This window comes from Cobetia sp. UCD-24C, assembly GCF_001306765.1.
Lineage (GTDB): Bacteria > Pseudomonadota > Gammaproteobacteria > Pseudomonadales > Halomonadaceae > Cobetia > Cobetia amphilecti.
This window is the reverse complement of sequence record NZ_LJTD01000009.1, coordinates 88,440-110,498: the sequence shown is the minus strand read 5'-3', so window position 1 is coordinate 110,498 and position 22,059 is coordinate 88,440. Positions and strand designations below refer to the sequence as shown.

The following is a 22,059-nucleotide window of genomic DNA, read 5'->3' as shown; positions in this document are numbered from 1 at the left end:
CCGAGCGCACAACTCACAACGCACAACGCACAACGCACAACGCACCAAGTACAAAGCACAACGCCTCGCCGGCCCGAGATGGGCTGGCGGGGCGTTGTCGTTTCTGGCCAGTCAGAAGCGCTAGCCAGGAAGTGGCTGATCAGAAGCGATAGCTGATCCCGGCCATGGTCACGATGGGGTCGATCTCGACCTTGTCGTTGACGCTGCCCGCCACGGTGACATAGGAATCGATATCCAGATACCAGGCGGCGACGTTGGCCGCCCAGTGCTCGTTGATCACCAGATCGACGCCGATCTGTGCGGCCGCGCCCCAGCTGTCATCCATCTCGAGTTTGGTGCCATCGTCGAGGGTTTCGTCGGAGAAGTGGGTGTAATTGACGCCCGCGCCGATGTACGGCTGGATGCGCGATTCACGTCCGCCAAGCGGGTAGTACTGCAGTGTCAGGGTCGGCGGCAGGTGATCGACGGAACCGGCTTTCTGGCCATTGAGCGAGATGTCGTGGTCGAAATCCTGCGCCGCCAGCAGCTCGATACCGAAGGTGTCGGTGAAGCGATAGCCGAGAGTGAAGGCAAAGGCACTGTCATCATCGACATCCACGTCGGCACCGATGGCATCGATGCTACCGTTGTCACTCTTCGGCGAGACCTTGGCGACACCCGCACGCGTCCAGAACTGCCCGGCGCCGTAGTTGAGAGAGCTGAGAGAGCTGTGAGAGTTGGCATTCAGCGACTCGGCGGCCATGGCCGGTGTGGCGCCGAGAGTCGCGAGGCTGGTGAGGCCTGCCAGTGCCAGAATCTGCCACGGGCGTGCTGCAGAGCGCGGGCTACGCGAAGTCAGGTGCGCGGGGAGGGAGGCTGAGCGAGTGACGACGTCGGACATGATGGCTCCTGAAGGATGGCGGGAAACAATGCCCTCATTCTAGGTAGCCGAATTTCGAGAAATTTGATCTGGGGCAAGAGTTTACGGGCGTTCTTGCTCGGTCAGGGGCGTGGTTGATCCAGGTCAATTTCTGCGCCGCGCCGCTGAAGATAGGCCATGTGGCCGTTGGCTGCCCACAACGAAAACGCCGCAGACCCGAAGGTCTGCGGCGTTTGTGTGTGATGCCCATCTGGCGCCTGGACGGCTCGGCGTTGCCGAGCTCCATCGCTGACGCTTTAGTGAATGATGCGGCATCACACGGCTTGCCAGGTACTCGCTGGAGGCATGTTCACGCCTCGTGCAAGAACTTAGAAGCGGTAGGTGACACCGGCACCGACAGTGACCGGGTCCAGCTCGGTGTCGTTCACGTCCTGACCGGCAATCTTGGTATCGGCCTTGACGTCGGCGTAACGAGCGAAGCCGTTGACGGCCCAGGCTTCGGTGATCTTGAGGTCCACACCCAGCTCGGCAGCGGCGCCGTAGCTGTCGTCGATGTCCATGCTCTGGCCACCGGCAGACTCACCGGAGAAGTGGGTGTAGTTCAGGCCGACACCAGCGTACGGCTGGACGCGGGCTTCAGTACCGCCCAGCGGGTAGTACTGCAGCATCAGGTTGATCGGCATCTGATCGAAACCACCGGCGCTGTTTTCCCAGTCAGTGCTGAATTCTTCAGTGGACTGCAGGGCGATAGCCAGGTTGTCGTGGAACATGTAGCCCACGGAACCGGCGAAGCCAGACTCGTCCTTGGCGATCAGACCGTTGCCGTTGTTGCTCTTGCCGTCGACCTTGGCAACGCCACCGCGCAGGAAGATGTCACCCTTGCCATATGCCATGGCGGATTGTGCGCCCATTGCCATGGTGCCGGCGATAACAGTAGCGGTCAGGATCTTGATAGCTTTCATGTGTAGTTCTCCTTGAAGCTTGGCTTCGTGAGCTGCCTGTCAGCAGTGCCTCGCTACCCTACGGCTTGGGCCGTGTGCTCTGCGTGGCTGCGTCGATCAGGGGACGCTGCGAACTATAAAAAACAGCGTTCTGTTTGGCAAGCATTTTTTTAGAACGTTGTTTGAAAACTTATTAGGCGTCTTGTTAGCGGATGTTACCGATTATTTCAGGGAAGTTTAATGTCTCACGAGTGAGACTTGTGATGACGCATTCGAGCGACATCCCCATTCATCCTCGCGCAAGGTGACCAAGACCTTGGTCGCATGCCGTGCGCGAGGTTAGTACTCACTACGCCAAAGATCGTCGCCGGCCTCTGCAGGCTCAGCGACGCTTGCGTGCGGCGCGTGCTTCCAGCTCTTTCAGCCACTGACTGACCTCGGCGCTCTGCGCATCCGCATCGCGATAGACGGCAAGAAATTGTCGCCATTCATCGTGCTGCCAGCCCTTCAGGCGGCGCCACAGCACGTAGAGATCGCGCAGGCACTCGTGGCGGCGCAGCACGAAGCGGCGCGTCTTCTCGAGGTCGATGATGACGGCGTCCATCTGCCAGGTGCTGGCCGGCGACTCACTCGGCGGGCGACTGAGGAAGAGGTGCTTGGGGAACAGGCAGCCATGCATCAGGCCAGCCTGATGAATCTCGCGCACGAGGCGGGCGCTGGCGGTGATGACCTGAGAGCGCATGCCGGCATCGAGTTCCGCCCAGCGTTCATGCCAGTGGTCCAGATCATCGCGCCCGGCGAGATCGAAGGTGATCAGGATGGCGCGCCATTCCCGGCCTGCGCGCCGCTCGCCGTACCAGCCGGCGTCCACTGCCGGTATTCCCAGCGCGTGATAGTGGCGGATGGCACGCCATTCGCGAGAGAAGGTCGGTTCGCCCAGTGGGCGCGCCAGGCTGCGGCCCAGGTGGTTGGTCTGGCGCTTGAGATAGAGGCGATGGCTGTTGCCGTCCTCATCCTCGAGCGTCAGCAGCGAAACCGTCGAGACGCCGCCGCGTTCACGATTCGGCGCGTCGACGTCGTGGGCTGCCACTTGCCACAGGGCATCGAAGCTATTGAGGTCGTGCTGCTCCAGCAGGCGGGCGAGGCCGGCTTCGCAGTAATCGCCGTGGCCGCGCGGCGCCGTGGCGCTGGGGCTGGTGGTGGCGGTGTGACCAGCAGAGGGATGAATGGGGGAGCGATGCGTCATGTCAGGTAGGAATCACGGTCTCGGGTGATAGGCGGTAAGCGTTCACTGGCAGTCCTTGTCGGTGAGCGCTGCGATGACTGGCCATGATAGTTAGCCTGCTGGGGAAGTGACAGGCCTGCGGCACAAAACTCTCGTTCCCAGCGCGTCAATGGCGCGGGGGCGTGATGGCTTGCTGCGCGGCGGCTGGCGGCGCTTGGGTGCGCCAGTCGGTCGCAGCGTGGTGCAACGTCGCAGTGTGGTCGATGGTCGCAGCGCGCGCAGGGGTGCGCAGAGTCAGCGTTGAGATGGCGCCAGGCCAGCGATGCCCGTCGCTCCAGCATCCATGCGGCTTGCAGCGGAGTTGTCCAGTGACAACAGGCACTTGGCGGAGGTGGCGGGTGCGACATTCGCCCGGTGAGTGCGACAACCTGACATCTGGAGACTGGCGCGGGAGGGTAGACAATGTCGACCAAGGTCTCAGTACCTGTGTGCTTGCCGGCGAGAGTCGGCCTGATGCGTCCGCCCGACGTCGGTGGCAAGCGCATGCAGGGACGGCAGCCTGACCGTCCGCCTTATCGCAAAGGGGTTAAGACATGATCTCCGATACCGTCGTGGAGCTGTCGCGGTTCCAGTTCGGCATGACCGCGCTCTACCACTTCCTGTTCGTACCATTGACCATCGGCATGGCCTTCCTGCTGGCCATCATGGAATCCCTGTATGTCATGACCGGCAAGCAGGTCTACCAGGACATGACCAAATTCTGGGGCAAGCTGTTCGGTATCAACTTCGCCCTTGGCGTGGCCACTGGCCTGACGATGGAATTCCAGTTCGGCACCAACTGGGCCTACTACTCGCATTACGTCGGCGACATCTTCGGTGCGCCGCTGGCCATCGAGGGCCTGGTGGCCTTCTTCCTGGAATCCACCTTCGTCGGCCTGTTCTTCTTCGGCTGGGACCGCCTGACCAAGCGTCAGCACCTGATGGTGACCTGGCTTGTCGCCTTCGGCTCCAACTTCTCGGCGCTGTGGATCCTGATCGCCAACGGCTGGATGCAGAATCCGGTCGGTGCGGCCTTCAATTTCGAGACCATGCGCATGGAGCTGACCAGCTTCGCGGATGTCATCTTCAACCCGGTCGCCCAGGCCAAGTTCGTGCATACCGTGTCGGCAGGCTATGTGACCGGCGCCATGTTCGTGCTCGGCATCAGCGCCTTCTACCTGCTCAAGGGGCGTGATCTGGGCTTCGCCAAGCGTAGCTTCGCCATCGCCGCCGCTTTTGGCCTGTTCTCGGTGGCCTCGGTGATCGTACTGGGCGATGAGTCCGGCTATGAAGTCGGGGATGTCCAGAAGGCCAAGATGGCCGCCATCGAGGCGATGTGGGAAACCGAGCCGGCGCCGGCGTCCTTCACGCTGATCGGTCTGCCCAACGAGGAGACCCAGCACACCGATTACGGCATCCATATTCCCTATGTGATGGGCCTGATCGGCACGCGCTCGCTGGATACCGAGATTCCCGGCATCAAGGAGCTGACCGAGGAGCACCGCGGACGCATCCTCAATGGCATGCAGGCCTATGACCTGCTCCAGCAGCTGCGTGATGGCCAGGACGACATCGCGACCCGCAAGGCCTTCGATGCGGTCAAGGATGATCTTGGCTACGGCATGCTGCTCAAGCGCTACGTCGAGACGCCCTCCGATGCCACGCCGGAGATGATCGACAAGGCCGCCGCCGACTCGATTCCGCCGGTCGCGCCGATGTTCTTCTCGTTCCGGATCATGGTCGCCTGCGGCATGGCGATGCTGGTGATCTTCATCGCGGCGGTGTGGATGACCGCCAAGCAGCGCTTCGACGTGCGGCCCTTCCTGTGGATCTGCCTGCTGTCGATCCCGCTGCCGTTCATCGCCGTGGAAACCGGCTGGTTCGTGGCCGAATTCGGGCGTCAGCCGTGGGCGGTGGGGGAGATCCTGCCGACCTTCATGGCGGCCTCGAGTCTGGATGAGTCCGACCTGTGGTGGTCCATCGGTGGCTTCCTGGCCTTCTACAGCCTGTTCTTCGTCATCGAGATGTGGCTGATGTTCCACTTCGCGCGCAAGGGGCCGTCTTCTCTGCACACCGGTCGCTATCACTTCGAGCGCGGCGGCATCCACCATGGCGCCATGTCCGAAGATGACGGCATGTCACTCAATCCTTCGCTGTCATTCAAGGAGTAACGGATTATGTGGGATTACGAGATCCTCAAGCTGTTCTGGTGGGTGGCGGTCGGGCTGCTGCTGATCGGCTTCGTCATCACCGATGGCATGGACATGGGCGCGGCGATGCTGATGCCGCTGGTCAGTCGCAATGACAGCGAGCGCCGCGTGGTGATCAATACCCTGGCCCCGCACTGGGATGGCAATCAGGTATGGCTGGTCACCGCCATCGGCGCGGTGTTCGCGGTGTGGCCGGTGGTCTACGGCGCCGTGTTCTCAAGCTTCTATTTCGCGATGCTGACCATCCTGTTCTCGCTGTTCTTCCGCCCGCTGGGCTTTGACTATCGCTCCAAGCTCGAGAACACCCAGTGGCGTGGCTGGTGGGACCGCGGCATCGTCGCCGGCAGCCTGATCCCCACCGCCTTCTTCGGGCTGATCTTCGGCAACCTGCTGCAGGGCGTGCCGCTGGAAGTCGATCAGTTCATGCGTGCCAGCTACGCCGGCAGCTACCTGGGCCTGTTCAACCCCTTCGCGCTGCTGTGCGCCGCGCTGTCGGTGGTGATGGTGATGCTGCATGGCGGTACCTGGCTGGTGGCGCGTGCCGATGAGGCCGTTGCCGCACGCAGCGCGCGTCTGGTGCAGCCGCTGGGCCTTTTGACGCTGGGGCTGTTCGCGCTGGGCGGCCTGTGGGTGTGGCTGTCCGGCATGGGCTACAGCATCGATCAGATGGGCGATACCGCCTCGGCCTTGAAGCTGCTCGACAAGCAGGTCGGGCCAGGCAGCTGGCTGGATGTCTACGCGCATGAGCCGCTGACGCTGCTGGCACCGCTCAGCGCGGTGGTCGGTGTGCTGGCCGCCATGGTGCTGTCGGCCCGGCGCAAGGGCGGCGCGGCCTTCACGGCAAGCTCCGTCGGGGTAGGGGGCGTGGTCGCCACTGCGGGCATCAGCATGTTCCCGTTCATCGTGCCGTCCTCGCGCATGAGCGAGGCCAGCCTGACGCTGTGGGATTCCGTTTCCAGCGAGCTGACACTCTCCATCGTCACCGTGGCGGGGCTGGTGATGGTGCCGACCATCATCCTCTACACCACCTGGTGCTACGTGAAGATGTGGCGTCGCGTCACCGTCGCGCATATCGAGCAGGACGGTCACAGTCTGTATTGAGTTGAGTTGAGTTGAGTTGAGTTGAGTTGAGTTGAGCTAGCTGAGCCAATTGCTCCCATTTGCTATCAATAGGCGAGGGCACTGCCCTCGCCAGGAGACGACACCATGTGGTATTTCGCCTGGATTCTCGGTGTGTTGCTGGCCTGCTTCGCGGGCATCATCAATGCATTGTGGCTTGAGCAGACCCACACCTTTGACGATGATTGAGTGAGGCGGCCCCCAACGTTACTTCTGCGCCGCTGACCGTTCCGATCAAGGAGAGCTCGATGTCACGACCCTGGTACGCCTCACGACCACCGGCCTGGTGCCGAACTCGACCTGCCCATTTGGCCTCGCTGCTGCTGTCTGCCATGGTGGCCATCTGGATGCTGCTGGGGCCGGATGCGATAGCCTCGATGCAGACAGGGCCGCGCTATCTGATGCTGCTGGTCGCGCTGTGGGGGCTGGGCGCCGGCTTCACGCATGGCGTCGGCCTGGTGCCGCGCCATGCGACCCGCGCCTGGCTGCTGGGGGCGCCGCTGAGCTGGTGTCTTTTACTCATCACGCTGGTGACCCTCGCGTCCAGCCAGTAACGTGATTGCGCAGGCTCCCTGCATTGCGACTCTTGTCATGGCACAAGCAAACACGGCCGCTCCCTGGAGCGGCCGTGTTTGTTGATGGCTAATGGCATGGCTAAAGGCATGGCTTGCGAGCCCTTGAGTGATTCAGGCTTTACTTGTTGAGGCCGCAGGCTCTATAACGCAGCGAGGTGGCGTCGCGTTCATCGACCCGCGCAGACCGCTCTCGCAAGCCCTCGCCGGTCCCGCAGGCCATCGTAAACCCTCGCAAGCCCTTGCCGATGTCTGGCGCTGCTCGGGGCTTTTCACGGATTCTTGCAGTAGGCAGGCCGGTTCGCGCTGGCCGCCATCCGCATTGACGCTGCGTTGTATTCGTCGCCCTCGGCCCCAAGAGGTAATGGAGCGGAGGGAGGAGAGGCGCCGATCGAGAGCGGGAGAGTGTCTGGTAAGCCGCTGGTGCAGCACCTGTGTCCTCTTCACTCTCACCTTGTCAGATGATGATGCCCTGGCGTGCATGAATGACGGGGCTCTCGATGGAGGAAATACCATGCGGTCCTCAGCTGATGCATCCTGCGGCCAGGCGTCTGGCAGGCAGTCTTCGACCTCGTCGGGGCATATTCCCCGCGACATGTCGCGCCGCCTTTCCGGTGACTGGGTCTTGTCATTGGTGGTGCCGGTGATGAACGAGGAGGAGACCATCGGTCTCTTTCTGGAGGCCATCGAGAAGACCCTGGGCTCGCAGGTGCCACACCTTGAAGTGCTGTTCGTCGATGATGGCTCAACCGACGGCACCCTGGCGTGTCTGGAGGCCGCGGCGGCCGGCGATGCCCGCGTGCGCTACCTGAGCCTGACACGCAACTTCGGCAAGGAAGCGGCCATGTCCGCCGGCATCGAGCAGGCGCGTGGCGATGCCATCGTGCCGATGGATGTCGATCTGCAGGACCCGCCGGAGGTGATCCTCGAGTTCATCAACCAATGGCAGGCCGGCTACGACATGGTCTATGGCGTGCGCGCCGCGCGTCATGAAGACACCGCCACCAAGCGCAAGACGGCAGGCTGGTTCTACCGCGTCTTCAACCGCCTGACCTTCACCGAGATACCGCGCGATGCGGGTGACTTCCGCCTGCTGGACCGCCGTGTCGTCGAGGCGCTGCGGCGCCTGCCCGAGCGCAACCGCTTCATGAAGGGCCTGTTCTCATGGCCCGGCTATCGCTCGGTGGGTGTCACCTATCAGCGCCCGTCGCGCACGGCCGGCACCACCAAGTTCAACTACTGGAAGCTGTGGAATTTCGCCCTCGATGGCGTGGTGAGCTTCTCGACCTGGCCGCTGCGGGTCTGGACCTATATCGGCAGTGTCGTCGCCGCTCTGTCCTTCCTCTATATCCTGGTGATCATCAGCAAGACGGTGTTGTTCGGCGCCGATGCGCCGGGCTATGCCTCACTGATGGTCGCGATCCTGTTCTTCGGCGGCATGCAGCTGATCTCGATCGGCGTGCTGGGCGAATACCTCGGTCGCCTGTTCATGGAAACCAAGCAGCGTCCGCTTTACCTGATCGACCATGACAGCCTGCACGACAGCCCGCCGGGCAGCGTGTCACCGGACAGGGGCCTCGACAGCGGCCTGAGCACTGCGCGAGTCGTGCGCGGCGCGTCACGCGATGCGGCGCGAGGTGAATCACTTGAGCGCTGATCGTGAGGGCGTCAGCGAGTCCGACAAGCCGGTCACTGCGCGCGCCAGGGAGGAGGCGGGCACCGCGACCCGCTTCGGGCTGGTCGGGCTGGCCGCGACGGGCGTGCATCTGGGCGTCGCCGCCTTGCTGTTGTTCCTGTGGCCGCAGCTCAATGAGTTCATCGCCAACATCATTGCTTTCTGCGTGGCCTTTCAGGTCTCGCTGGTCGGCCACCGGCGGCTGACCTTCAAGCGCCAGGGCAGTGCCTGGCGTTTTGGGCTGGTCGCGGCGGGCGGCTTTGCGCTCAACAATGGCCTGTTGGCACTGCTGATGCAGGGGCTGGATCTGTCGGGCTTCGTCGCCATCGCGATCGCTACGCTCTCGGTGCCGATCGTGACCTATCTGGCCTCACGGCTGTGGGCCTTCAAGGAAGACCATACATGAATGACAGCGTCACCGCAGGGCCGCGCTCGACGCTGGGGGAGCGCCTCAAGACATTGGCAGCCGAGACGCCGCCCCCTGCCGAGGCACTCGCGCGGGCGCAGGCCGTGCGCATTCCCTGGGGGCATATCCTGCTGGCGCTGCTGGTGACGCGCGCCGTCTGGCTCGCCATCGCGCTGTGGGGCGATCACAGCTATCTGCACGCCATGGCGCAGTTCGACGGCAGCTGGTTCAAGGGCATCATGACGCGCGGCTACGATGTCGAGGCGCGCGGCATGAGTGATGGTGACGCCGCCAACTGGGCGTTCTTCCCGCTCTATCCGGCGCTGCTGTGGCTGGTGACGCTGGGCGGTCAGCTGGACCCCGAGCTGATGGGCGTGCTCCTGAGCAATGCCTTGCTGGCCGTCGCGCTGGGGCTGGGCTGCCGCTATCTGGCCATCACGCGTCCCGGCGCGCCGTTGCTGCTGTTCGTGTGGCTGGCGGCCAGCATGCCGTACAGCTTCTATTTCAGCGCGCTCTATTCCGAGTCACTGTTCTGGCTGCTGTGTCTGACGTCATTGATCGACTGGCGCTGTCAGCGCACCGGTCGCGTGATGCTCTGGACGCTGCTGTTGTCGATGACCCGCGCCACCGGGGTGTTCTGGGTCATCGCGATGGGAATCGAGCTTGTGGCGCGGCTGCGCCTGCGCGCCTTCGCCGAGCTGTGGCGGCGGCCCGATTGGCTGCTGATCGGCGTGGTGGGGCCCTTGGGGCTGTTTCTGTTCATGGCGCTGCTCTATCACCGGACGGGCGATGCGCTGGCCTTCAGCCATGTGCAGATTTCCTGGGGCCGTGAGATGGGCAATCCCCTCACCAACCTCATTGAAGGGCTGAGCTACTGGCAGAGCGCGCCGGAAACGCTGCGCCCGGCGTGGCAGGCGAGCATGGCGCTGGTCGGTATCGGCCTGATCGGCTGGCTGGGCCTGCAGCGGCGCTGGCTGGAGATGGGGCTGGCGGGCTTCACGCTGTTCGTACCGCTGGCGACCGGGCTCGACGCCATTCCGCGCTACATGATCGGCATGCCGGTGTTCGTGCTGGCCCTGCATGACCTGCTCACTCGTCTGCCACGCACGCTGGCTTGGGGCCTGGTCATGCTGGGCGCGCTCGCTAATCTCTGGCTGGTGGAGAACTGGTATGACACCGTCTTCTGGCTCGTCTGATGCCCTGTATGGCGCGCCACGCTCGCGCCGCAGCCAGCGGATCTGGTGGCTGCTGGCCACCGTGGTGGTGCTGGCTTTCGAACTCACCCTGCTGTGGCTGGCGCGCACGCCCAGGGTCGATGATCACTACCGGCGCTACTTCATCGAGCATGCCACCACCTGTTACCGGCCGATGGGCGAGGTGCCGGTACTGACGCCCGGTGAGCGCTATCCCGTCCGCAAGGGCGAGCCGCTGGGCAATTGCGGCGTGCTGTGGGCCGGTTTCTACTCGCCCCAGCCAGACGTGCCGGTCAGTGCGCGGCTGGCGGAGGTCACCTTGCGCCTGCGGGTCGCGCCCGAGGTCTCGCCGGCAGGCTCGCAGGCCGTGGTCGTGGCGCTTGAGCTGTCACGCTTCCCGGATTTGGCCGCCGCGCTGCCGGTGGAAGTCATGATCGGGGAGCAGACCGTCACGCGCTGGCCGGTAGGCGGTAATTATGAGCGCTTCGAGGTCGAGGTGCCCGCCGCGCTGATCGCGAGCGACGGCAGCTTCAGCCTGACTCTCAAGGGGCCGCCGCCCATCGCGCCGCGTGATGCGGGCCTGGATGCCAACAAGTTTCCCGTGGGCCTGCGTCTGGACGCACTGACGCTGCGCTCACCGCTGGGGCTGACGCCCGCTCGGGCGCAGCCCTGACTTGCGCCCTGAATTGAGGACTGGCGTGATGAATGGCGTGATGAGCGCAGAGCCGGGCACGCGGCCCCAGCGGCAAGAGCACTGACGTGACGCCAATAGTCAGGTAAATTGTGCGCGCGTGAATACCCAATGATCCGTTCGGCCGAGTGTCAGTGCGTCCCCGGCGCGCGCCTCGTGCCCTATAACGATAAAGCACCCGGTGGTCTGCTGACTGCCACGCAAGGGATGCTCAAGGAGTTGTCGTGGAATTTTTGAATGCCATTCCCATGGATACCAGTCAGCTGTTCGAGATAGGGCTGCAATGGGGCGGAACCCTGCTGTCGGCGCTGGCCGTGCTGGTCTTCGGCATGTGGGTCGCCAAGCGTCTGACCCAGTGGGCGACCTCGCTGCTGCACCGCAAGAGCATGGACGAGGCGGCGGCCGGTTTCGTCGGCCAGATCGCCTACGCCATCCTGGTGGTCATGGTGCTGCTGACCGCTCTGGACCAGCTCGGTGTCGATACCACCTCCATGATCGCCGCGCTGGGTGCGGCGGGTCTGGCGATCGGTCTGGCGCTGCAGAGCTCGCTGTCCAATCTGGCCTCCGGCTTCCTGCTGGTCACGCTGCGTCCGTTCAAGAAGGGCGATTACGTCGAAGCCGCCGGCACCTCCGGTAGCGTCGATCAGATCACCATGCTGCAGACCCGCCTGGTGACGCCGGACAACCGCAAGGTCACCGTGCCGAACTCCAGCGTCATGTCCAACACCATCACCAACTACTCGGCGCTGCCGACGCGGCGTCTGGACCTGGTCGTCGGTGTCAGCTATGACGACGACATCCGTCAGGTCAAGGCGGTGCTCGAGGAGCTTGTCGCCGGTGACGAGCGCATCATGAAGGAGCCGTCCTACCTGATCGCCGTGGCGGAACTGGCCGACAGCTCGGTCAACTTCAACTTCCGCATGTGGTGTCAGGCCTCCGATTACTGGGCGCTGAAGTGGGACATGACCGAACGCATCAAGCTGACCTTCGATGAGCGCGGCATCAGCATTCCCTATCCGCAGCGCGATGTGCACTTCCATCAGGCCAGCACGCCGGCCGAGTAACTTCCACATCACATATGCAGGTCGACAACGCCACCCTCGGGTGGCGTTTTTCATGGGCTTTCGTCGGGGCATTCCATCGCGCCCCGAGTCAGGTACTCTCGACGTCATCCGTCCTGGGTATCGTTCTGATCGGGAGTCCAGTGCATGACAAGGTCGCAGCCGTTGTCCCAAGCGTGTGATGCCGCTGATGCCAGACGGCGTCAGGCATGGCGCATCCTGCTTGCCAGTCTTGTGGTGATCGGGCTCGGGCTTGTGCCGCTGATCGCCACGCGCGCGCTGTATCTGGATGACATGAGCCGTGCGCTGGATGGCTATTACGGCTGGACGCTCAATGCGCGCCCGGCCGCCGAGGGCATCATGCGTCTGCTGGGCTTCGGCGATGTGCTGGTCAATGTCGCGCCCTTGCCGCAACTGGCGGCCTGGGGGCTGGCGGCGAGCATGGCGCTGGCCTGGTGGCGATGGCTGCCGGGGCTCTCGCTGGCGGGCTGCGTAGTGGGCAATGCGCTGATCTGGCTGACGCCCTTCACCCTGCAGAATTTCAGTTACACCTTCGACAGCCTGCCGATGAGCGTGGCGCTGGCCAGCGCCATACTGGCTAGTCTGGTGCTGCGTGCTGGCGGGAAAAGCGGGGGAGAGGGAGAGCCAGCCGGAGGGATAAGCGAAGGGCTATGGCAAGTCTGGCAGCCACCGCTGAGCGCCTTGCTGCTGTTGTTGCTGGCGCTGTGCAGCTATCAACCGGCCCTGAATGCCTTTCTGGTGCTGAGCCTGCTCGAAGCCATGTTCGCGGGCGCTGCCAGCACCTCACTGTGGTCGCGCTGGCGGATGCTGTTGCAGCGTGGTGCGCTGGCCGCCGTCGCCTTGCTGCTCTATCTGCCCATCACGCGGCTGCTGGTGGCGGGCGAGTACAGTCAGCAGCATGGCCAGATGCTGCCCTTCGCCGACCCTCAGGCCTTGCTGGCAGGGATCGAGCACAACCTGAGCGTGGCGCTGGGCGCGCTGCGTGAGGGGCTGGGGCAGGTCACGTTGCTGCTCAGTCTGGCGCTGCTGGCCGGGGTGGCGCTGTTGCGACTCCTGCCTCACGGCGTGCCTTTACGTCACGCCGAGGCCGCTGGCGCGCCCGAGGGCAGGTCTCGCTCGGCGCGCCAGCTATCGCTGCAGCGCATGAGCTGGGCCCTGTGGGCGCTGCTGCTGGTTCCCGCCCTGTGGGGGCCGATGCTGTTGCTGGCCGAGCCGGTATTTCATTCGCGCACCCTGATCGCCTGGGGACCGCTGTTGGGCGGTGCCCTGATGCTGGCACTGAGCGTGAGAGCAAGAGAGAGTGTTAGATCGAGTGCGGAGGCAAGCGCAACGCCGAGCATGACAGAAACGGCCAACACGCAGCGCAAGTCTCCTGTCTGGCGGCGTGTGATGCAGTGCCCTTTGAAGCAGTGTCTGTTGATCGTCGCCTGCCTGTTGCTGGTGCGCCATGGGGTGATCTTCGCCGCCTGGAGCAATGCGCTGGCCGCCCAGCAGGGCCATGAGACACAGCTGGCGCGCATTCTGGTGGCTCAAGCGCGGGAGCAGGGCCTGCCGCTGGTCTCGCCCCGCGACGCCGAACGCTACCAGCCGCGCGATGCCTTGCCGGTACTGGTGCTGGGCGAGGCGCCAGTGGCGCCACTGGCGCGGGTCGCTCGCCAGCAGGTGGCGGCCGTGGGCCAGAATCTGGTTACCGCCTTCACGCCCGACAACTACTGGGCCGTGGTGCGGCTGCGGCTGGCGGGCGCCAGCGCGGTGACCTTGCTGCGCGATGAGGCGCTCAAGGCACGCCTGCAAGCGCGGTCGCCCTGTGCGCCGGGCGATGCTGTCAGTCAGGCCTCCGATCAGCCCACCAGCCAGCCTTCCAGCCAGCCCTCAGCCCCTTCATCGGTTCGGTCTCAAGTGCAGTCTCAAGTGCCATCGCCAGCGCTGTCGCTGCAAGAGGGAGTCTGGGTAATCGATTTCCGCAAGCCGCGCCAATGTGATTAGGCCATATGAGAAAGCCGTGACAGCGAGAGTCAGTGAGGACAAGTTGCCATGAACGACAACGCCGCCCCGAGGGGCGGCGTTGTCGTATTGCCGATATGAACGGTAATAGGTACAGGGTTCAACAGTGTCTTGTCACACCTCGATCAGGCGTGGTTCTCGACCTTGTCGAATTCCGTGGTGATTTCATCAGCCGGTGCTGCGCTCATGATGCTGACCACGTAGATGGCGATGTAGGCGAAGATGACGCCCGGCACGATCTCGTAGAGATCGAAGATGCCACCGGAAAGCTGCTTCCAGACCACCACGGTCACGCCACCGACGATGATGCCGGCCAGCGCGCCGAAGCGGTTCATGCGACGCCAGTACAGCGACATGATCAGCGCCGGACCGAAGGCGGCACCGAAGCCGGCCCAGGCGTAGGACACCAGACCCAGCACGCTGGAGTCCGGGTCCAGCGCCAGGATCCAGGCGATGATGGCGATACCGACCACCGCGAAGCGACCGACCCACACCAGCTCGGACTGGGTCGCATCCTTCTTGAACAGCGCCTTGTAGAAGTCATCGGCCAGGGCAGAGGACGACACCAGCAGCTGGGAGTCAGCGGTGGACATCACGGCAGCCAGGATGGCGGCCAGCAGCACGCCGGCAACCGCCGGGTGGAAGATGAAGTTCACCATGACCATGAAGATCTTCTCGCTGTCGGCCAGGTCCTTCGGCACGTAGACGAGACCCAGCAGGCCGATGCAGATGGCCGCGAACAGACCCAGCGCAGACCAGACGACGGCGATGGTACGGGCCGCGCCGATGTCCTTCTCGCTGCGGATGGCCGCGAAACGCGCCAGGATATGCGGCTGACCGAAGTAGCCCAGGCCCCACGCCAGTGAGGAGACGATGCCGACCAGGGTCAGCGCTTCGCCGGTGGAGGCGTCACGGAACCATTCCAGCAGCAGCGGGTTCTCGGCGGTGATGCGCGAGGTCGCTTCTGCCACGCCACCCATGTCGGTGAGTGCCACGATGGGCACCACGATCAGGGCAACAGCCATCATCAGACCCTGGATGAGGTCAGTCCACGACACGGCGAGGAAGCCGCCGAAGAAGGTGTAGGACACGATGGCGATGGTACCGACGGTCACGGCGATGGTGTAGTCGAGGCCGAAGACGGTCTCGAACAGCTTGCCACCTGCCACCAGACCGGAGCTGGTGTAGAAGAGGAAGAACAGCAGGATGAAGACGGCCGAGATGACGCGCAACATCTTGGAGTTGTCGCGGAAGCGCTTCTCGAAGTAATCCGGCAGGGTCAGCGAGTCGCTGGCGACGAAGCTGTAGATACGCAGGCGCTTGGCGACGATCAGCCAGTTGAGCCAGGTACCGGCCAGCAGACCGATGCCGATCCAGGCAGCGGACAGGCCGCTGAGGTAGGCTGCGCCGGGCAGGCCCAGCAGCAGCCAGCCGGACATGTCAGACGCACCGGCGGAAATGGCGGATGTCCAGGGGCCCAATGAGCGGCCACCCAGGATGTAATCCGACATGTTGGAGGTGCGCTTGTAGGCCAGCAGGCCAATGCCGAGCATCACCGCCAGATAGATAGCGAACGTGATGAGTATGGTGGGGCTGTTATCGACCATCGTGGAGTAAATCCTTTGCATTTATTGTTGTCGGACGGCGAACGTGGTGATGATTCACTGCCAGTGACGGTTCCTGTCAGACCGTCGCCGGGAGTCCTGCGTCATGCATCGAACGTCCTTCGAGGGCCTTGTCGCGGTGGCTCTCGCAAGTTCCTGCCAATCTTGTACGTTCAGACTAGTGCATAAACGAATCTTCTGACGTTCGTCCGTCCCCGCATATTGCCGTCGAGTCAAAAGGGGAAACGGCAACGGACACCGCAGGGCACGAGCATGAGGGGCCAGTCGCTGGCGATTCATGTCCGTGGGCGTCCCTGTCGGTGTCCGGGGCAGATGACGGCCTGGCGTGCTCGCCGCCATCCACTGGGCATCGTCCTGATGCCCTGTCACCTGGCTACCTCATGCACGTCCAGCATGCAGTCTTCCGCCAGGCATGACCTCTGCTGCTGCCGCGAGAGCAGGCAGCGTCGGTCATTCGTCGCCCATGGCGAGAAGAGACGCGTTGCCGCCGAGAGCCGTGGTGTTGACGGTACGGGTCTTCTCGGTAGCGAAGCGGTGCAGGTAGTGCGGGCCGCCGGCTTTCGGGCCTGTACCAGAGAAGCCCTGACCACCAAACGGCTGTACACCTACCACAGCACCGATGATATTCCTGTTGACGTAGACATTACCAACACGAATTTTCTGTGCAACGGCATTAGCAAAACTTTCGTTTCGCGAATGCACACCGAAGGTCAGGCCGTAGCCGAGGCCATTGATGGTATCGATGACCTTGTCCACTTCGCCGCCTTTCCAGGTCGCGATGTGCAGGACCGGACCGAACTGCTCGCTTTCCAGGCTATCGATGCCGTCGATGCGCAGGGCGACTGGCGCGACGAAGGTGCCGTGCTCGGTGATGGTCTTGTCGACGGCGGCTTCGGCGATCACGCGGCCCTGGCTGCGATATTCCTCGATGTGCTTGAGCAGACCGGCACGCGCTTCCTCGTCGATGACCGGGCCGACGTCGGTGCCCAGGTCACGCGGGTCGCCGATCTTCAGCTCGTCCATCGCGCCCTTGAGCAGGCCGATGACGCGCTCGGCGACGTCTTCCTGCACGTAGAGCACACGCAGGGCGGAACAGCGCTGGCCGGCACTCTGGAAGGCGGACTGCACCACGTCATTGACGACCTGCTCCGGCAGAGCGGTGGAGTCGACGATCATGGCGTTGAGGCCACCGGTCTCGGCGATCAGCGTCGGCAGCGGAGCGTTCTCACGCGCGGCCAGCGAGCGGTTGATGATCTGTGCGGTCTGGGTGGAGCCGGTGAAGCACACGCCAGTGATGCGCGGGTCGCTGGACAGCACGCTACCCACGGTCGGGCCATCGCCCGGCAGCAGCTGGACGACATCGTGCGGCATGCCGGCTTCGCGCAGCAGCTCGACTACGCGGTGAGCGACCAGCGAGGTCTGCTCGGCGGGCTTGGCGACCACGGTGTTGCCGGTGACGGCGGCGGCGACCATCTGGCCGCAGAAGATCGCGACCGGGAAGTTCCATGGGCTGATGCAGGCGAAGACGCCCTTGCCGCCGAGCATGATCTGGTTGTGCTCGCCGGTCGGGCCCTGCAGCTCGGTCGGCTCGGCGAAGTCGGCACGCGCACGGTTGGCGTAGTAGCGGCAGAAGTCTACCGCTTCACGGATCTCGGCGATGCCGTCGGTCAGCAGCTTGCCACCCTCGCGGGAGCACAGGGTCATCAGCTCGGCGGTGTGGGTTTCCATCAGGTCACCGAAGCGCTCGAGAATCGCGGCGCGTTCCTCGACCGGCGTCTGCTCCCAGCGCGGGAAGGCAGCCCAGGCGGCGTCGATGGCCTTGGAGGCTTCCTCGGCGCTGGTCCACTGCACGTGGCCCAGGGTGTCACGACGGTCGAACGGGCAGGTGACGGCCTGACGGCGCTCGGCATTGACCTCGACATCGAAGGCCAGCTGCGGACGCACGTCGTAGGTGGTGTCCATGTGCGTGGCCATCTCGTCGATCAGCGGCTGGTACTGGCTATTGATGTTCAGATTGATGCCCCGTGAATTCAGGCGGTCTGCGCCATAGATGTTCGGCGGCAGCGCGATGCGTGGGTTGTGGTAGGTCTTGTACTGATTGAGCGTGACCACCGGGTGGGTGCACAGGCTCTCGACCGGCACGCGCGGGTCGACCAGCTGGTGAACGAACGAGGAGTTGGCCCCGTTCTCCAGCAGACGACGCACCAGGTACGGGAGCAGGTCCTTGTGCGCGCCGACCGGCGCATAGATACGGCACCAGGTTCCCTTAGGGGCACGCTTGAGCGCGGCTTCATACAGGGCTTCGCCCATGCCGTGCAGACGCTGGAATTCGAACTGACGCGTCTCGCCGGCGTTGGCCACATCCAGGATGGTGCTGATGGTGTGGGCATTGTGGGTGGCGAACTGCGGGTAGATGCGTCCGCGAGTGTTCTCGGACAGCAGGAAGCGCACGCAGACCAGGTAGCTGACGTCGGTGGAGGCCTTGCGGGTGAACACCGGATAGCCTTCGACACCCAGTTCCTGGGATTCCTTGATCTCGCTGTCCCAGTAGGCGCCCTTGACCAGACGCAGCGGGATCTCGTCGCCTTGCAGGTCGGCGATGCGGTTCAGGTACTGCAGGGTCGGCAGGGCACGTGTCGAGTAGGCCTGCACGACGAGGCCGAACTTGCCCCAGCCGCGGCAGGTGTCGCTCTCGTAGACGGCGCGGAACACTTCCAGCGAGATCTCGAGGCGATCGACTTCCTCGGCATCGATGGTGATGGCGACGTTCAGCTCGCGGGCGATGCCGGCCAGTTCACGCACGCTTGCCACCAGCTCTTCCAGTACCTGCTCACGACGGCCGAATTCATAGCGCGGGTGCAGGGCGGACAGCTTGATGGAGACGGACGGCGACGGGGTGCCTTCCTTCAGCTTGCGCGAGGTTTCGCCGACGGTGCGGATGGCACGCGCGTAGTCGTCGAAGTAGCCCTTGGCGTCGTCGCGGGTACAGGCCGCTTCACCCAGCATGTCGTAGGAATAGGTGTAGCCCTTGTCGAACAGCGGCTGGGAGCGCTTGAGCGCTTCCTTGATGTCGCGGCCCAGCACGAACTGCTTGCCCATCACCTTCATCGCCTGGTACATGGCGCGGCGGATGACCGGTTCGCCGAGACGATTGACCATGCGGTTGATGAAGGTGGCCGGCTTGCCGTCACCCTTGGGCAGATCCATCTTGATGACGTTGCCGGTCATCAGAAGGCCCCAGGTGGAGGCGTTGACGAACCAGGACTCGCTCTGGCCCAGGTGGGACTTCCAGTCGGCCACACCGAGCTTGTCCTCGATCAGCGCATCGGCGGTTTCCTTGTCCGGAATGCGCAGCAGCGCCTCGGCCAGGCACATCAGCAGCACGCCTTCCTGGGTGTCGAGGCTGTACTGCTGCAGCAGCTCGTCGATGGAATCGACGGCGGTGTCCATGGTGCGGATCTCGCGTACCAGCTCGGCCGTCTTGTCGCCGATGCGCTTGGCATCCTTCTCTTCGGCGTTCAGAAGCCCGACCAGCTCGCTGACGTAGGCGCTTTCATCGACCAGGTAGTGGTCGCTGACGCGCGCGAACAGCGCCTCCGGAGACTGCTGCCAGGTGCTGGCGGTCAGCATCTGGTCACTGCGCAGGATGTTGTCCTTGAGCACATTGCCCTTGAGCACCCCTTGCTTGTCGTTTGTCGATGACTGGGCGGCTGTGGACGTGGCCGAGGCGATCGCGGCATTCACTGCACTGGGCTGATCGGAGGAAGTGGAGGTGGTCATGGTGCGAACCCCTTGCTGCTGGGCGTCGAAGCGCCGAATGGGATTGCCGAGTCACAGCGCCGGGAGTGATGCAGAACGCATCAGAAAGCGCGACAGCGGCACGTCTGGATGTATGACTGAGAATGTAGGGTGGCGCAGGGGGGCGGGTCTTTCCAATTTCTCGGCTGCGCATGTCAAATTCACGGGCATGTCAGAAAAGTGGCACGCTTCTCCGACCTTTGTCGAAGGCTGTGCCGCGAAATGACGCGATCTTGTTATACCAAGGTCGCAGGGATTTGAGGGTGAACTGGCTTGCAGCTGAGGGTGGGAACGACGTTGAACGGCGTGCGTCTCCCAAGCGATGTGCTTCCAGCGAGGGGTGAATTGAGGAAGGGCTGGCTAGAGAGAGGGGCGAATCAAGGAGGGCGTGCTAGAGAGAGGGCGAATTGAGGGGGCGAATTGAAGAGCGGCGTGCCAGACACACGGGCGGATCTGACACGCACGACTCATCGGCTCCTGCCGACTCGATCAGGACTTGCGCAGTGCCGAAGGCGGGAAGCCGAGATGCTTGCGGAAGGCGTGGGACAGGGCGCTCTGGTTGGCAAAGCCGCAGCGATCCGCGATCTGGGACAGGGAAAGCTCGCTGGTGCCCAGCAGCTGGCGCGCCTCTTCCAGCCGACGGCGCAGCAGATACTGATAGGGCGAGAGCCCGGTCAGGACGCGGAAGCGCTCGCTGAAATGCTGCTCGGAGAGATGTGACTGGCGGGCAAGATCCGCCACGCTGAGGCGCTGGCCGAGATTGGCGTCGATGAAGCGGTTGAGCGCGACCAGATCCAGCTGACGGCCACTGGTGCTCAGCGCGCTCATCGGCTCTTCGATGCGCGTGTTCAGGCAGGCGAGGAAGGTGGCGGCGAGCAGGTCGCCCGGCGCCTGCTGGTAGTCGTTGACTTCCGCGAGCATGAATTCGAGATAGCCACGCAGGCGGGTGTCCAGCGTGAAGAAGCGCGGACGCTCGAACAGACGCTTGAGCTCGCGGTGATGGCCGGTCAGGTAGGGCGCATCATCGGGCAGGTCGAGAATCAGCTGGCGATTCTCGCCGATGCCCGCGTAGTAGTGGACATGATCGGCCGGCACGATGCAGCCGGTCAGGGGGCGAATCTCGCCGCCCTGGCCCTCGATCTCGAACTCGGCCAGGCCATCGAGGCCGATCACCAGCTGGTGGTAGCTGTGATCGTGGTGCTCACGCAGGTTGGAGAGCGGGATCAGGCGCATCTCGCTGGCGGCCATCAGGCGCGGGTCTCCGCGACACCGGTGCGGGCACGCAGATGGCCCAGCAGCACGTTGAGCTCTTCACGACCGGCGCGCGAGAACAGCGCACCGCCCTGGGCCAGTTGCCACGGCCTGGCATGATTGTCGAAGATGCCCTGGCAGCGGCGACGCAGACTCTCCAGATACTCATCATGGCGAATCGGGTAGCCGATCACGCTGTGCCACTCGTTCTCGTTGATCTCGCCGCTGATCGCCTGGTCCAGCACGCGGGCGATATCGCTGTAGTCGGTACGAAAGCGCGGCGTACGCGACATCATCAGCATGGCCACGGTGCCGACGGTGACGATCAGGCAGACCACGAAGGTGATGATGAAGATGGACATGAGCGAACCTTGTGCGGACGTAACCGGAAATAGTGTCGTAGCTCACCATTCTACCACGCTGCACGGCCAGTATCGTCAGTGCGTCAGGCGCGTCATGTTCTGTCTGTCAGAACGTTATGGCATGATTCAAGTCCATTGAGGCGGCATGGCGCATGTTGCCTGTCAGCCTCGTTCTTCATCTGCCGTGGGAGTCCCGCCGCATGGCCAATCAACGTGTGGAAGCGGTCGAGCGTGCCTTGACGCTGCTGGAAGCCTTTACCCCCGCGACCCCTCGCCTGACGCTCAATGAGCTGGCGCAGGCCAGTGGTTTCTACAAGAGCACGATTCTGCGGCTGATGGGCTCGCTTGAGCACTTCGGCTATGTGGCGCGTGATAGCCACGGCATCTACTCCATCGGCGCGGCGCTGGGGCGTTTTGCCCAGCTGGCACCGGCGTTGCCGGCCCGCGAGGCTCAGCTGCGCGGCTGGTTGGCGGCGCTGAATGCCGCCAGTGGCGAGACGGCCAGCCTGATGCTGGTCGAGCACGGCCCGCTGGCCGAGGCGCGCCCGGTGGAGGGCGTGACACGCCCGCGTCAGGCGATGTGCCAGTACGCGCATGTCAGCCAGTGGCCGTTGCGTCATCAGCTGGAGGAGGGCGAGCTGGTCGATGAGGCGCTGTCCGCCTTGTTGCAGCAGTGTGTCGACAGTGGCGAGATCGAGACCGGCGAAGCCGCCGGCCTGTCGGTGGCGGCACTGGCGGTCAGCGTCGCCCAGCATCACGACGAGGGGCTGGCACCGGCGGAAGTCATCGTGCTCAGTGGCCCGACGGCGCGCCTGACGCCTGCCCAGGCCCACCGCTTGCTCGCCCAGTGGCAGCAGGGCGACTGATACGCGACTTGCCAGTGACACGTTATGGGAAGTGCTGAAATGACAACGCCCCCGCCGGCAAGACCGGCGGGGGCGTTGTCATTTCAGAGCGCTGTCATTCAGGGCGTGGCACCTCATGAGAGGCGCGGACCCTGGCCAGGA

At 63.9% G+C, this 22,059-nt stretch carries 18 protein-coding genes; 11 read left to right on the top strand and 7 right to left on the bottom strand.

The window, feature by feature from the left end:
* Positions 1–139 precede the first annotated feature (139 nt).
* From AOG28_RS13580 to AOG28_RS13570, 3 genes are all read right to left on the bottom strand, one after another.
* Positions 140–880: an OmpW/AlkL family protein gene (locus AOG28_RS13580; RefSeq protein WP_082388799.1), complete on the bottom strand. Its 741-nt coding sequence runs from the start codon at positions 878–880 to the stop codon at positions 140–142.
* Between the two features lie 347 nt (positions 881–1,227).
* Positions 1,228–1,821, bottom strand: a complete 594-nt coding sequence (locus AOG28_RS13575) for an OmpW/AlkL family protein (RefSeq protein ID WP_054556795.1) — start codon at positions 1,819–1,821, stop codon at positions 1,228–1,230.
* A gap of 361 nt (positions 1,822–2,182) precedes the next feature.
* Positions 2,183–3,046 carry a lipopolysaccharide kinase InaA family protein gene (locus AOG28_RS13570; protein ID WP_063124274.1) on the bottom strand — a complete coding sequence of 288 codons (864 nt, stop codon included), beginning with the start codon at positions 3,044–3,046 and terminating at the stop codon, positions 2,183–2,185.
* 572 nt (positions 3,047–3,618) lie between these two features.
* On the opposite strand from AOG28_RS13570, the gene AOG28_RS13565 reads away from it, so the two are divergent.
* The 10 genes from AOG28_RS13565 (at position 3,619) to AOG28_RS13525 (ending at position 13,998) form a co-directional block, all read left to right on the top strand.
* Positions 3,619–5,235 carry a cytochrome ubiquinol oxidase subunit I gene (locus AOG28_RS13565; protein WP_054556794.1) on the top strand — a complete coding sequence of 539 codons (1,617 nt, stop codon included), beginning with the start codon at positions 3,619–3,621 and terminating at the stop codon, positions 5,233–5,235.
* 6 nt (positions 5,236–5,241) lie between these two features.
* A complete protein-coding gene (cydB, locus tag AOG28_RS13560) occupies positions 5,242–6,375 on the top strand; it encodes a cytochrome d ubiquinol oxidase subunit II (RefSeq protein ID WP_200906792.1) in 1,134 nt (377 codons plus the stop codon).
* A 105-nt stretch (positions 6,376–6,480) separates the two neighbouring features.
* A complete protein-coding gene (cydX, locus tag AOG28_RS17545) occupies positions 6,481–6,582 on the top strand; it encodes a cytochrome bd-I oxidase subunit CydX (protein ID WP_024951692.1) in 102 nt (33 codons plus the stop codon).
* A gap of 59 nt (positions 6,583–6,641) precedes the next feature.
* Positions 6,642–6,947 (top strand): cyd operon YbgE family protein, encoded by a 306-nt coding sequence (locus AOG28_RS13555; protein WP_082388798.1) that lies wholly within the window; start codon positions 6,642–6,644, stop codon positions 6,945–6,947.
* Between the two features lie 532 nt (positions 6,948–7,479).
* Positions 7,480–8,622, top strand: a complete 1,143-nt coding sequence (locus AOG28_RS13550; RefSeq protein WP_235507037.1) for a glycosyltransferase family 2 protein — start codon at positions 7,480–7,482, stop codon at positions 8,620–8,622.
* Positions 8,612–9,046 carry a GtrA family protein gene (locus AOG28_RS13545; RefSeq protein ID WP_160317882.1) on the top strand — a complete coding sequence of 145 codons (435 nt, stop codon included), beginning with the start codon at positions 8,612–8,614 and terminating at the stop codon, positions 9,044–9,046. The genes AOG28_RS13550 and AOG28_RS13545 overlap by 11 nt, the downstream gene beginning before the upstream one ends.
* The gene (locus tag AOG28_RS13540; RefSeq protein WP_054556790.1) at positions 9,043–10,242 is read left to right on the top strand and encodes a hypothetical protein; all 1,200 of its coding nucleotides are present in this window, start codon (positions 9,043–9,045) and stop codon (positions 10,240–10,242) included. The genes AOG28_RS13545 and AOG28_RS13540 overlap by 4 nt, the downstream gene beginning before the upstream one ends.
* The gene (locus tag AOG28_RS13535; protein ID WP_054556789.1) at positions 10,217–10,912 is read left to right on the top strand and encodes a hypothetical protein; all 696 of its coding nucleotides are present in this window, start codon (positions 10,217–10,219) and stop codon (positions 10,910–10,912) included. The genes AOG28_RS13540 and AOG28_RS13535 overlap by 26 nt, the downstream gene beginning before the upstream one ends.
* A gap of 242 nt (positions 10,913–11,154) precedes the next feature.
* Positions 11,155–11,994 carry a mechanosensitive ion channel family protein gene (locus tag AOG28_RS13530; RefSeq protein ID WP_234368228.1) on the top strand — a complete coding sequence of 280 codons (840 nt, stop codon included), beginning with the start codon at positions 11,155–11,157 and terminating at the stop codon, positions 11,992–11,994.
* Positions 11,995–12,138: 144 nt separating this feature from the next.
* Positions 12,139–13,998, top strand: coding sequence for a glucosyltransferase domain-containing protein (locus tag AOG28_RS13525; protein ID WP_054556787.1), 1,860 nt, complete (start codon positions 12,139–12,141; stop codon positions 13,996–13,998).
* Positions 13,999–14,141: 143 nt separating this feature from the next.
* On the opposite strand, the gene putP is transcribed toward AOG28_RS13525, so the two are convergent.
* The 4 genes from putP to AOG28_RS13505 all read right to left on the bottom strand — a co-directional run bounded on the left by putP (position 14,142) and on the right by AOG28_RS13505 (position 21,052).
* On the bottom strand, positions 14,142–15,623 hold the full coding sequence (gene putP, locus AOG28_RS13520; protein WP_054556786.1) for a sodium/proline symporter PutP: 1,482 nt from the start codon (positions 15,621–15,623) through the stop codon (positions 14,142–14,144).
* A 468-nt stretch (positions 15,624–16,091) separates the two neighbouring features.
* Positions 16,092–19,271, bottom strand: a complete 3,180-nt coding sequence (gene putA / locus AOG28_RS13515; RefSeq protein ID WP_152965427.1) for a bifunctional proline dehydrogenase/L-glutamate gamma-semialdehyde dehydrogenase PutA — start codon at positions 19,269–19,271, stop codon at positions 16,092–16,094.
* Between the two features lie 657 nt (positions 19,272–19,928).
* Positions 19,929–20,687 (bottom strand): AraC family transcriptional regulator, encoded by a 759-nt coding sequence (locus AOG28_RS13510; RefSeq protein WP_054556785.1) that lies wholly within the window; start codon positions 20,685–20,687, stop codon positions 19,929–19,931.
* On the bottom strand, positions 20,687–21,052 hold the full coding sequence (locus tag AOG28_RS13505) for a hypothetical protein (protein ID WP_043335450.1): 366 nt from the start codon (positions 21,050–21,052) through the stop codon (positions 20,687–20,689). The genes AOG28_RS13510 and AOG28_RS13505 overlap by 1 nt, the downstream gene beginning before the upstream one ends.
* 200 nt (positions 21,053–21,252) lie before the next feature.
* On the opposite strand from AOG28_RS13505, the gene AOG28_RS13500 reads away from it, so the two are divergent.
* Positions 21,253–21,918, top strand: a complete 666-nt coding sequence (locus AOG28_RS13500) for a helix-turn-helix domain-containing protein (protein ID WP_160317881.1) — start codon at positions 21,253–21,255, stop codon at positions 21,916–21,918.
* The last annotated feature ends 141 nt before the right edge of the window (positions 21,919–22,059 follow it).

What these genes read in the sequence shown, in the direction of transcription:
- AOG28_RS13580 (WP_082388799.1), bottom strand. Translation starts at nt 880, where the DNA reads ATGTCCGACGTCGTCACTCGCTCAGCCTCCCTCCCCGCGCACCTGACT.
- AOG28_RS13575 (WP_054556795.1), bottom strand. Translation starts at nt 1,821, where the DNA reads ATGAAAGCTATCAAGATCCTGACCGCTACTGTTATCGCCGGCACCATG.
- AOG28_RS13570 (WP_063124274.1), bottom strand. Translation starts at nt 3,046, where the DNA reads ATGACGCATCGCTCCCCCATTCATCCCTCTGCTGGTCACACCGCCACC.
- AOG28_RS13565 (WP_054556794.1), top strand. Translation starts at nt 3,619, where the DNA reads ATGATCTCCGATACCGTCGTGGAGCTGTCGCGGTTCCAGTTCGGCATG.
- cydB (WP_200906792.1), top strand. Translation starts at nt 5,242, where the DNA reads ATGTGGGATTACGAGATCCTCAAGCTGTTCTGGTGGGTGGCGGTCGGG.
- cydX (WP_024951692.1), top strand. Translation starts at nt 6,481, where the DNA reads ATGTGGTATTTCGCCTGGATTCTCGGTGTGTTGCTGGCCTGCTTCGCG.
- AOG28_RS13555 (WP_082388798.1), top strand. Translation starts at nt 6,642, where the DNA reads ATGTCACGACCCTGGTACGCCTCACGACCACCGGCCTGGTGCCGAACT.
- AOG28_RS13550 (WP_235507037.1), top strand. Translation starts at nt 7,480, where the DNA reads ATGCGGTCCTCAGCTGATGCATCCTGCGGCCAGGCGTCTGGCAGGCAG.
- AOG28_RS13540 (WP_054556790.1), top strand. Translation starts at nt 9,043, where the DNA reads ATGAATGACAGCGTCACCGCAGGGCCGCGCTCGACGCTGGGGGAGCGC.
- AOG28_RS13535 (WP_054556789.1), top strand. Translation starts at nt 10,217, where the DNA reads ATGACACCGTCTTCTGGCTCGTCTGATGCCCTGTATGGCGCGCCACGC.
- AOG28_RS13525 (WP_054556787.1), top strand. Translation starts at nt 12,139, where the DNA reads ATGACAAGGTCGCAGCCGTTGTCCCAAGCGTGTGATGCCGCTGATGCC.
- putP (WP_054556786.1), bottom strand. Translation starts at nt 15,623, where the DNA reads ATGGTCGATAACAGCCCCACCATACTCATCACGTTCGCTATCTATCTG.
- putA (WP_152965427.1), bottom strand. Translation starts at nt 19,271, where the DNA reads ATGCTGACCGCCAGCACCTGGCAGCAGTCTCCGGAGGCGCTGTTCGCG.
- AOG28_RS13510 (WP_054556785.1), bottom strand. Translation starts at nt 20,687, where the DNA reads ATGGCCGCCAGCGAGATGCGCCTGATCCCGCTCTCCAACCTGCGTGAG.
- AOG28_RS13505 (WP_043335450.1), bottom strand. Translation starts at nt 21,052, where the DNA reads ATGTCCATCTTCATCATCACCTTCGTGGTCTGCCTGATCGTCACCGTC.
- AOG28_RS13500 (WP_160317881.1), top strand. Translation starts at nt 21,253, where the DNA reads ATGGCCAATCAACGTGTGGAAGCGGTCGAGCGTGCCTTGACGCTGCTG.